Origin of the sequence: Cellulophaga baltica 18 (assembly GCF_000468615.2) — a bacterium.
Classification (GTDB): Bacteria; Bacteroidota; Bacteroidia; order Flavobacteriales; family Flavobacteriaceae; genus Cellulophaga; species Cellulophaga baltica.
Genome location: NZ_CP009976.1, coordinates 408280 through 419663, shown reverse-complemented (window position 1 = coordinate 419663; position 11384 = coordinate 408280). Strand labels below are relative to the sequence as shown.

Sequence of the window (11384 nt, the reverse complement as noted above, 5' to 3'; positions counted from 1 at the left end):
AAAAGATGAACAAATTATATACAATAAAAATTGGGATATGGATCTTCTTAGCATTTTTAGCTACTTCTTGTGAAGATTATTTATCAGAAATTCCAGATAACAGGACGGAAATTGATAGTCCAGAAAAAATTTCAGAATTATTAGTTATCGCATATCCGGAGGCAAATTATATGGATTTTGCAGAGACGATGTCTGATAATGTTTCTGATAAAGGGAACACATTGCCAACCGAATTAAATTTAGCGAATTACAGGTGGGAAGATATAGATATTGATAATTTGGATTATAGGGTAGGCTATTGGAATGCTTGTTATAAAGCGATAGCGCAAGCCAACCAAGCTTTGGCATCTATAGAAGAATTAGGAGATTTAGAAAGTTTAGCACCTCAGAAGGGGGAGGCTTTATTGGCTAGAGCTTATAGTCATTTTATGTTAGTTAATTTTTGGGCTAAACATTATGACCCTGCAACTGCAGCAACAGATAAGGGTATTCCTTATGTATTACAACCAGAGGAAGTATTTATAGAAACGTACACACGTAATACGGTTCAGGAAGTGTATGATTTTATTGAGGCAGATTTAGTGGCTGGTTTAAAATTAGTCTCCAATAATTATCAAGAGCCAAAATTTCATTTTACTCCCGAAGCAGGAAATGCCTTTGCTTCTAGATTTTATCTGTTTAAAGGGGATTGGGAGAATGTAATTAAACACAGTTCTAATGTAATAACCAACCCTCAGTTGCAATTGCGTGATTATTTGGGGACGTATGCGGAATTAGAATATTCTCAAAGAACAGCATTGTATGCCAGTGATTCAGATAATGCGAATCTTTTAGTGGTATCGGCAAATTCACTGTATTCTAGAATATTTGCAAGTAACAATTTTGGACTTAGTAGTGAGAAAGCCAATGAATTATTTTTTTCTGGAAATATATTAGGAAAAGCATGGGCTTATGATGTATTTGGAGGAGAGGGTTTTAATAATCTACCAAAATTTGCAGAATTCTTTAGGGTTACCAATGTAAGTGCGGGTATAGGAAATCCTTATGTAGGTCTTGTATTGTTTTCCACGGATGAAGTTTTACTAAATAGAGCAGAGGCTTATGCGATGCAAAATAATTATGAAGCTGCATTGGAGGATATCAATGCGTTTTTCTCTGTGAGAACCGAAGCTTATGACTCAAGTACCGATGTTTTGGTGAAACAAGACCTTTTAGATATATACCCGGTAGTGGTAAATGAATATACTCCATTTTATAGCTTAGATAGTGATCAGACTTCTTTTGTGAAAGCAATTGCAGAACTTAAAAGGAGAGAGTTTTACCACGAAGGTTTGCGTTGGTTTGATGTAAGAAGGTTTGATTTAGAGATAGCTCATAATCTTATTGGAGGAACTGACTTATTATTAGAAAAAGGAGACAATAGACGTCAATTGCAGATTCCAAATTTCGCTATTGAAAGAGGCTTAGAAAAGAACCCACGCTAACGATCTAAAAAATAAGAAAATGAATAATATCAATAATAAATATAAAAGATTAGTAAATGCGTGTGCTTATATAGTAGCTGTAATTGCTATTGTAATTTTAGCCTCTTGTTCACAAGAAGATTCTTTTGAAGGAAGTAATCTGGATACAAGTGCGCCTAAGCTTACTGCATTAGATACTTATATTAGAACGAATTATGTTTCTGCATATAATATAGATGTATTGTATAAATGGAATGAGAATGTGGTAGATAATAACCGATTTTTATTTCCGCCAATAGAAGAAAATGTACAACCAGTTTTAGAAGTTGTAGAAAAAATCTGGTTAGACTCGTATACGGAAGTTGGTGGTGCTGATTTTGTTAAACTAGTAGCGCCAAGACAATTACTATTAGTTGGAGGTAGAAACTTTAATAGATCTGGAACTATTTTATTAGGTCTAGCGGAAGGCGGGAAACGAATTACCTTATTCGAAACAGATCTAGTAGATGTTTCCGATAGAGCGAATATTACACGTTTTTTATCTACGATTCAGCATGAATATTGCCATATTTTGAATCAAACAATTCCTTTTGATGAAGAAGGATATGGTAGAATAACACCCTCTGAATATACTGCTCAATGGTTTAACACCAGCATAGCAGAGGCTAGAGAGTTAGGATTTATTTCTGATTATTCAAGGAGTAGTGTTGTAGAAGATTTTGCGGAGATGGTAAATTTCATGTTAATTAATTCTAACGAAGAATACAATGCAATCATTGATGGTATTTCTAATGTAGAAGCGCGTGAAAGTATTAGAAGTAAAGAAGCAATTGTAGCCGATTATTTTGATAAACAATGGGATATAGATATCTATGAATTGCAGGAAGTAACCGCTAGGAATACGCAAGAAGTAATAAATAATTAGAGAGCGACATGAAAAATAATAAATATATAATTAATACTGTTGTAGTAGTACTGTTAAGCATGTTCTTGATTAATTGTGCAGATGATGACAACGCAGAGGTGTTCGATGAAAGTCCGGCGGAAAGAACAAATGCACAAAAGCAAGAATTAAGAACGGCATTACAATCCTCAGATACAGGATGGAAGGCTGTTTACTTTACGAGCCCTGGAGAGTTAGGTGGTTTTACCTTCTTTTTTAATTTTTTAGATGATGAAACGGTAGAAATGACCTCAGATTTTGATGATGATTTTACAGTAACTAAAAGTAAGTATGACGTTGTTTTAGGAAGTACTATTAAGCTGTCGTTTACCACTAAGAATGATATTCATAAATTATCGGACTCGGCAAATCCTCCAGATTCAGGCTTAATTGGAAGAGGATATTTAGGAGATTTTGAGTTTCTATATTACGGTATAGATGAGGCTACAGGAGATTTAATTTTTAGAACCAATAGAACTCAAGAAGAAGTTAGGTTTACAAAAGCTACCACTAATGAAGTGCAGAATATTATTGATAGTAAGGCTATAGCTTTAGAATTAACCGACTCAGAAAAATCAGTGTATCAAAATGTTATTGTTACTATTGATGGAGTTACTGAGGTTTTTGATTTTTCTTTGAATGTAAATAGACGATTTATTGATATTTCAAATGATTCTGATTCTTACTCTTTTGGCATTGCTTATAATGAAGCAGGTTTTACAGTGAGTCCAGCACTTGAAATCAAAGGGCAAGAAATTTCCGAGTTTACTTATAATGTGGAAGCTGATAAGTTTATAGCAGATTTAGGTTCTGGAAATACAGCGGAGATTGCATTCTTGAATGCTCCTTCTAATCCTACGGATGATAATTTAGTGGTGGTGCAGCCGGATAATGCTTATGGATATATAGATGATTTCTTATTTGATGCAACTTCTAGCTCATCTAATTTTAGAGCATTAAGAGATTCAGTTAATGAAGGACTTAGTCCACTTGAACTGAGTATTTCTAGAATCCAGCTTTTTTTTACAATTGAAGGGGATGAGACTTTTAATGTTATTCAATATCGTTTATTGAGTGCTGTAGATGGTTCAACCGTAATCCTTAATCACTTCGTAACTTTTGAGAATGTTGATGGAAAATTAATACTTATAGATGATGGTTGGAGTGATGCTAGTTTAGCGCCTTTTGTTGAAGCAATTGATAACGTTTTAACAAATTCTGAAGGTTTGTATATAAAACAAGAAAATTTTACAGTAAGATTTCCGAATACAGTATTCACTTTTACCAGTGCAGCAGATCCTAGTTTTAGAATGACAACTTACGCCTTTCAATAGGAGATAAGAGTTTATTATTTATTTTGTTAGTTATGTTTAAACTCCAAAAGCTGTAAAGCTTTTGGAGTTTTGTTATATTAAAACACCCTTTAAGAACTGCATCTTAAAGGGTGTTTGTATGAATGTTGTGTATTCTTATATTCTAGGTAAATCTCCTTCCCCTTTCAGTGGTAAAGCAGATGTGGTTCCCATTAAATACGTGTCTATATGATATGCAGCTTGTCTTCCTTCAGAGATGGCCCAAACGATTAAGGATTGTCCTCGTCGCTGATCTCCTGCAACAAATACACCAGGAACATTTGTCATATAATCTTTGGCAGTTGCCTTTATATTGGTTCTTGGATCTGCTTTTAAACCTAGTTGATCTGCAATAGTCATTTCTGAACCTGTAAATCCTAAGGCTAATAAAACTAAATCGCATTTCCACTCTTTTTCTGTGCCTTCAACTTCTTTTAAAAGCGGTCTTTGACCAGGTTGTTTGATCCATTCTACTTCAGAAGTGATCAAGCCTTTAAGGTTGCCGTCTTTATCTCCAACAAATTTCTTGGTAGAAATACTAAAGAATCGTTCTGCACCTTCTTTGTGAGAAGAACTTGTGCGCAAACGCATCGGCCAAAATGGCCAAGGTTGGTTCTCTGGTCTTTCTGGAGTTCCTTTAGACATTATCTCAAAGTTAGATACAGAGTTTGCGCCATGTCTAATAGAAGTTCCTATGCAATCAGAACCCGTATCTCCACCTCCAATAACCACAACATCTTTACCTGTAGCCTTTATCTCTTCTCCTAAGTCTGTAATCCCATCTACACGTCTATTGTTCTGTGCTAAGAAATCCATCGCTTGTACTACTCCTTTTAAATCAGAACCTTCAATAGGAAGGTTTCTTCTAACAGTAGCACCACCACATAAGACTAATGCATCAAAATCTTTTTTAAGATCGTCTGCTTTAATATCTACCCCTATATGAACTCCTGTTTTGAAAATAATACCTTCTTCTTCAAGAACTTTAAGTCTACGGTCTATAATATGCTTTTCCATTTTAAAATCAGGAATACCATAACGTAATAAACCACCTGCTTTTTTATCTCTTTCAAAAACAGTTACTAAATGTCCCGCGCGGTTTAATTGTTGTGCGGCAGCTAGTCCAGAAGGACCAGAGCCAATTACAGCAACAGTTTTTCCAGTTCTTGTTTCTGGAGGATTCGCTGTAATCCAACCTTTCTCAAAAGCAGTCTCAACAATATTTTTTTCAATATTTTCTATCGTTACAGGATCTTCATTTATTCCTAAAACACATGCTTCTTCGCATGGTGCAGGGCATAAACGGCCTGTAAATTCTGGAAAATTATTTGTAGAATGTAAGATGGTTGCTGCTTTCTCCCATTTTCCACGATACACGGCGTCATTAAAATCAGGGATTAAATTCCCTAAAGGACAACCACTATGGCAAAAAGGAATACCACAATCCATGCATCTTGCTCCCTGATCCTTCATTTCTTTAGAATCAAGCGGAATTGTAAATTCTTTATAATTTTTAATACGATCCTCTACTGGAGCGTATTGTTCAACTTTTCTATCGAATTCTAAAAATCCTGTAATCTTACCCATAGTTTCGATTTATATAGTTTCTAATTTTTCGTTCTCTAAACGAATTAATGCTTGTTTGTATTCTTCAGGTAATATTTTAGTGAATAGCGGAAGAGTTTCTTCCCATTTCTCTAATATACGCTGTGCAAGTGGACTAAAAGTTGCGTTGTAGTGATTTTCAATCAATGCTCTTAATTCAGCAATATCTTTATCTTCATCAACAGGCAATAAGTTTAGCGCCTCTTTATTGCAGTTTTTCTCAAAGGTTTTATTCTTATCGTAGATGTAAGCGACACCGCCACTCATACCTGCACCAAAATTACGGCCAACTTCTCCTAAAATAACAGCAATACCTCCTGTCATATATTCACAACCATGATCTCCAATACCTTCTACAACGGCTTTTGCTCCAGAGTTACGCACACAAAAACGTTCTCCTGCTTTACCATTTATATAAGCCTCTCCAGAAGTAGCGCCATAAAGGGTTACATTTCCTGTAATTACATTCTCTTCTGGTTTAAAGGTTGCTTTTCCAGGAACCTTAATAATTAATTTGGCTCCCGATAAGCCTTTTCCAAGGTAATCATTAGTATTACCATTAACGACCATCGTTATTCCTTTGGTGCTAAATGCACCAAAACTTTGACCAGCAGAACCTGTAAAATTTAATTTTAAAGTGTTTTCAGGTAAACCTTCTGCACCGTAAATTTTTGAAATTTCATTACTAATAATAGCTCCAACTGCTCTATCTGTATTCTTGATAGGGTAATCAATGCTCATCTTTTCTTTTCTAAAGAGAGCAGGGTGAGCTTTCGCTATAATATCAAACTCAATAGATTCTTCTATATGATGTTGTTGTTTTTGCGTATTGTAGAATTTCGTTCCAGCAGGAACATCCACTTTATATAAAATAGGAGTTAAGTCAATTCCTGCAGCTTTATAATGATCAATAGCTTTATTTCGGTCTAGCTTCTGTACTTGACCTACCATTTCATTAATAGTTCTAAAACCTAATTGAGCCATAATCTCTCTCAATTCTTGGGCTACAAAATACATGTAGTTTACAACGTGTTCTGGTTTCCCTTTGAATTTTTTTCTTAAATCAGGGTTCTGTGTTGCAATCCCTACAGGGCATGTGTTTAAATGACATACACGCATCATAATACATCCTGAAGCTACTAATGGAGCTGTTGCAAATCCGAATTCTTCGGCGCCTAACAGGCAAGCTACAGCAACATCACGACCTGTTTTTAATTGACCGTCGCATTCAAGAACAATTCTATTTCTAAGATCATTCATGACTAAGGTCTGCTGCGCTTCAGCAACACCAAGCTCCCAAGGTAAGCCACAATGCTTTAAAGATGTTAAAGGAGATGCTCCTGTACCACCATCAAAACCAGAGATTAGAACTACATCTGCTTTTGCTTTAGATACTCCCGCGGCAACCGTTCCAACACCAACTTCAGAAACAAGTTTTACATTAATTCGTGCTTCCCTGTTGGCAGACTTTAAATCAAATATTAATTGTGATAAATCTTCAATAGAATAAATATCATGGTGTGGTGGTGGTGATATCAGCCCAACATAAGGCGTAGAGTTTCTTGTCTTCGCGATGGAAGGGTTAACCTTAGCACCTGGTAATTGGCCACCTTCACCTGGTTTGGCACCTTGTGCCATTTTTATTTGTATTTCTTGAGCATTGGTCAAATAGTTAGAGGTAACTCCAAACCTACCTGATGCTACTTGTTTTATGGCACTGTTTCTCCAATCTCCTGTTGCATTTTTGTAAAAACGATCAGGATCTTCTCCGCCTTCTCCAGAATTACTTTTACCACCAATTCTATTCATGGCAATTGCTAAATTCTCGTGGGCTTCTTTACTAATAGAACCATAAGACATGGCACCTGTTTTGAAACGTTTTACAATTTCTGTCCAAGGCTCAACTTCTTCTAAAGGAATAGGATCGTAATTAGAAAATTCAAATAAACCTCTAATAGTCATTAAACTTTTAGATTGTTCGTTCACCATTTTAGCAAACTCTTTGTAAGATTCTGGTTCGTTATTACGAACGGACTGCTGCAATTTGGCAATAGATAACGGATTGAACATATGTTTTTCTCCGTCTCTTCTCCATCGATATTCACCACCCATTTCTAGGTCTAAATTTGCGGCAACATGTTTATTAGTAAATGCCTTTTGATGACGTTTAGCAATCTCTTTTTCAATTTCATAAAGTCCGATACCTTGAATTCTTGTAGCGGTATTAGGAAAATATTTTTCTACAACTTTAGTATTGATACCAATACATTCAAATAATTGAGAGCCTCTGTAAGAGTTTAGAGTAGAGATTCCTATTTTGTTCATTACTTTCAAGATGCCTTTACCGACCGCTTTATTGTAATTTTTAATAGCTTCTTCTTTAGTAAACTCAGTAATATCATGCTCCTCTATTTGCTCAGCAATAATTTCATTTACTAAGTAAGGGTTAATAGCACTAGCTCCAAAGCCAAATAATAAGGCAAAGTGATGCACTTCTCTTGGTTCTGCAGATTCTATAATAACGCTTAGTTTAGAGCGTTTTTTAAGTTTTTGTAATCCACTATTTACAAAGGAACATGCTAATAGTGCTGGGATAGGTGCTAATTCTTCGCTTACATTTCTATCGGATAAAATAATGATGTTTGTGCCTTCGTCAATAGCCTTGCTAGCTTGGTTCAGCATATCTTGAAGTGCATCTTCAAGGCCATTATTTCCTTTATTTACTTCGTAAAGAATAGGAATAGAGGTTACCTTATAATCAGGACTCGCATCGTAGTTTTTAATCTTGTCTAAATCTTCTTTAGAAATTACAGGGTTTTGAATTTTTAATTTACGACAATGAAGTTCTGTGAAATCAAAAATATTGTGATCACTACCTAGTGTTAAACTTATATCTGTAATTAGTTCTTCACGAATACCATCTAATGGTGGGTTGGTTACTTGTGCAAATAATTGCTTAAAGTAGTTGTATATTAATTGTGGACGTTCAGATAATATGGCAATAGGAGTGTCGCTACCCATAGAACCTAATGGTTCTTTTGCCGTTTTTCCCATTGGAAGTATAATGGTATTGATATCTTCTAAGGTGTATCCAAAAGTTGCTTTTCTTTTTTCTAATGACGCCTCGTTTAAAAATAAAGGACAATCATTGTAAGGTATATCTTTAAGGTGAACAAGATTTTTGTCCAACCATTTTTTATAAGGATGTCTGCTTGCAATCTCTTCTTTTATTTCCTCATCGTTTACAATACGACCTTCTTCCATGTTTACAAGAAACATTTTACCTGGTTCTAGACGTCCATGTAATTCAATGTTTTCAGGGGCTATATCAACCACTCCAGTTTCAGAAGACATAATAACGTTACCATCTTTGGTAACGGTATATCTAGAAGGTCTAAGTCCGTTTCTATCTAATACAGCGCCAATATAGTTTCCATCGGTAAATGGGATTGATGCAGGACCATCCCATGGTTCAGATAAGCAAGAGTTGTATTCGTAGAAAGACCTTTTAGCCTCAGACATATCAGGATTCTTTTCCCACGCTTCTGGAACTAAGATCATCATTACTTCTGGCAAGGAACGTCCTGTCATTAATAATAACTCAACCACCATATCCATTGTAGCAGAATCGGATTTTCCTGGAAGGATTATTGGAATAATACTTTTTATTTCATCTCCGAAGAAATCACTCTTAAGTAATTCCTCACGAGAACGCATGCGTGTAACGTTACCTCTTAAGGTGTTTATTTCTCCGTTATGGCACATGTATCTAAATGGTTGTGCTAAATCCCAGGTTGGAAATGTGTTGGTAGAGAAACGTTGGTGTACTAATGCGAGTCTAGTAACTACTCTAGGATCCATTAAGTCTTTATAGTAAAGACTTATATCTTCCGGCATTAATAAGCCTTTGAATATGATAATTTTTGTTGATAAACTAGGTACATAGAAAAATTTACTTTCCGATAACTTAGAATCAATTATAGTGTGCTCTGTAGTTTTTCTGGCGATGTACAGTTTTAAATTAAAATCAAAGAAAGTTTGCTCCGGATTCTCTTTAGCAACAAATATTTGTCGAACAAAAGGTTCGGTCTCCATAGCAATTCTTCCAGGAACAGATTTGTTCACGGGAACATCTCTCCAGCCTAAAAGTTGTAAGCCTTGTTTTTTAATATTTTTTTCAAAAACTGAAATACAAAATTCTCTTTGGTTATCTTTTTGAGGTAGAAAGATATTTCCAGTTGCGTATTCTCCAGCTTCAGGCAGTTCAAAATCACAAACTTCTTGAAAAAATGCATGAGGAATATCAATTAGAATACCTGCACCATCACCTGTCTTTCCATCAGAACTTACTGCACCACGGTGCTCAAGTTTTTCCAAAATTTCAAGTGCTTTATGGATGATATCATTAGATTTCTTTCCTTTAAGACTGCATATAAATCCTGCACCACAGTTATCATGCTCAAATTCCGGTAGGTATAACCCTTGTTTCTTCAACGCCATAAATTATTGTATTTCCTCAAAAATATCAATTTTGTTGAATTATTCATACCTCTTATAATGATATGTAACAAAAAAAACATCGTTTGGAATAAATCATTAAAATATAGTCATTATCGACTTTAAGTTTATGTTAATTTAAGATTATGATAATTTGAAACAATGCGGAGTGTCTACCCCTGTAATATGGTGGGGTGTTGTGTAATTTTAGTAATTTTAATGATCTTAAATATGTTCTAGGTAGGGGTTGCGGTAAAATTAGTTATATTTAATACAAAAGCACCCCTATAAATGTAGGGGTACTTTTAAATATTGTGTTTTTTTTACTGCTTAATGATGCTTCTGGAGATGACAATTTTTTGTATTTCAGAGGTGCCTTCGTAGATCTGAGTAATTTTAGCATCTCTCATTAATCGTTCTACGTGGTAATCTTTGACGAACCCGTTACCACCGTGAATTTGCACGGCTTCTACAGTTGTGTCCATAGCTACTTTTGAAGCAAATAATTTTGCCATAGCGCTAGATAGATCATAGTTATTACCGTTGTCTTTGTCTAATGCGGCTTTATATACTAATAAGCGGGCGGCTTCAATCTCCGTATGCATATCTGCTAATTTAAAAGCAATTGCCTGATGATTACATATTTCTGTGCCGAAAGATTTACGTTCTTTAGAATATTTCAGCGCTAGCTCATAAGCTCCTGCTGCTATGCCTAATGCTTGTGCAGCAATGCCAATTCTTCCGCCACTTAAAGTTTTCATCGCAAATTTAAACCCGAATCCGTCTTCACCAATTCTATTCTCTTTGGGAACTTTTACATCATTGAACATTAAGGAGTGGGTATCGCTACCTCTAATTCCTAACTTATTCTCTTTAGGTCCTATTTCAAATCCAGGAGTTCCTTTTTCGACGATTAAAGCATTAATACCTTTATGTCCTTTTTCTATATCTGTTTGAGCAATTACTAAATATACGCCAGCTGTACTGCCGTTAGTAATCCAATTTTTTGTTCCATTTAATAGGTAATGGTCTCCTTTATCTATTGCGGTAGTTTTTTGAGAAGTTGCATCACTCCCTGCTTCGGGTTCAGAAAGACAAAAAGCGCCAATCATTTCGCCTGTGGTTAATTTTGTCAAATATTTTTGTTTCTGTTCTTCGCTAGCAAATGTTTCTAGCCCCCAACATACTAAAGAATTATTAACGGAAACAACGACTGAAGAAGAGGCGTCAACTTTAGAAAGTTCTTCCATGGCAATGGCGTAAGATAGCGTGTCAAGTCCGCTTCCTCCATATTTTGGATCTACCATCATTCCTAAAAACCCAAGCTCGCCTAATTTTTTAATCTGTTCTTCTGGGAATTTTTGCGCGTCATCTCTTTCTATAACACCTGGTAGTAATTCAGTTTGAGCAAAATCTCTTGCTGCTTGTTGAATCATTAATTGTTCTTCTGATAAAGTAAAATCCATATAATTATGATATAATTAAAAAACTACTACAAATATAACTGATAATTGTTATTTGATT

Annotated in this window: 6 protein-coding genes; 3 read left to right on the top strand and 3 right to left on the bottom strand. The window is 35.2% G+C overall.

What is annotated here, in order from left to right; all coding sequences use genetic code 11:
• Positions 1-5: 5 nt before the first annotated feature.
• The 3 genes from M666_RS01760 to M666_RS01750 are packed head-to-tail and all read left to right on the top strand — an operon-like array spanning position 6 to position 3740.
• Entirely contained in the window at positions 6-1484 is a 1479-nt protein-coding gene (locus M666_RS01760) for a RagB/SusD family nutrient uptake outer membrane protein (protein WP_029445241.1), read from the top strand.
• 19 nt (positions 1485-1503) lie between these two features.
• Positions 1504-2388 (top strand): substrate import-associated zinc metallohydrolase lipoprotein, encoded by an 885-nt coding sequence (locus M666_RS01755; protein ID WP_029445242.1) that lies wholly within the window; start codon positions 1504-1506, stop codon positions 2386-2388.
• 8 nt (positions 2389-2396) lie between these two features.
• The gene (locus M666_RS01750; protein ID WP_029445243.1) at positions 2397-3740 is read left to right on the top strand and encodes a DUF4302 domain-containing protein; all 1344 of its coding nucleotides are present in this window, start codon (positions 2397-2399) and stop codon (positions 3738-3740) included.
• A 135-nt stretch (positions 3741-3875) separates the two neighbouring features.
• On the opposite strand, the gene M666_RS01745 is transcribed toward M666_RS01750, so the two are convergent.
• The 3 genes from M666_RS01745 to M666_RS01735 form a co-directional block, all read right to left on the bottom strand.
• Positions 3876-5345, bottom strand: a complete 1470-nt coding sequence (locus tag M666_RS01745) for a glutamate synthase subunit beta (protein WP_029445244.1) — start codon at positions 5343-5345, stop codon at positions 3876-3878.
• Positions 5346-5354: 9 nt separating this feature from the next.
• The gene (gene gltB / locus M666_RS01740) at positions 5355-9863 is read right to left on the bottom strand and encodes a glutamate synthase large subunit (protein ID WP_029445245.1); all 4509 of its coding nucleotides are present in this window, start codon (positions 9861-9863) and stop codon (positions 5355-5357) included.
• A gap of 320 nt (positions 9864-10183) precedes the next feature.
• Complete coding sequence (locus M666_RS01735) at positions 10184-11326, bottom strand: acyl-CoA dehydrogenase family protein (protein WP_029445246.1); 1143 nt, start codon at positions 11324-11326, stop codon at positions 10184-10186.
• Between the last annotated feature and the right edge of the window lie 58 nt (positions 11327-11384).

Bases quoted from the DNA above. Each gene is read 5' to 3' on its own strand.
- M666_RS01760 (WP_029445241.1), top strand. From the start codon at position 6: ATGAACAAATTATATACAATAAAAATTGGGATATGGATCTTCTTAGCA.
- M666_RS01755 (WP_029445242.1), top strand. From the start codon at position 1,504: ATGAATAATATCAATAATAAATATAAAAGATTAGTAAATGCGTGTGCT.
- M666_RS01750 (WP_029445243.1), top strand. From the start codon at position 2,397: ATGAAAAATAATAAATATATAATTAATACTGTTGTAGTAGTACTGTTA.
- M666_RS01745 (WP_029445244.1), bottom strand. From the start codon at position 5,345: ATGGGTAAGATTACAGGATTTTTAGAATTCGATAGAAAAGTTGAACAA.
- gltB (WP_029445245.1), bottom strand. From the start codon at position 9,863: ATGGCGTTGAAGAAACAAGGGTTATACCTACCGGAATTTGAGCATGAT.
- M666_RS01735 (WP_029445246.1), bottom strand. From the start codon at position 11,326: ATGGATTTTACTTTATCAGAAGAACAATTAATGATTCAACAAGCAGCA.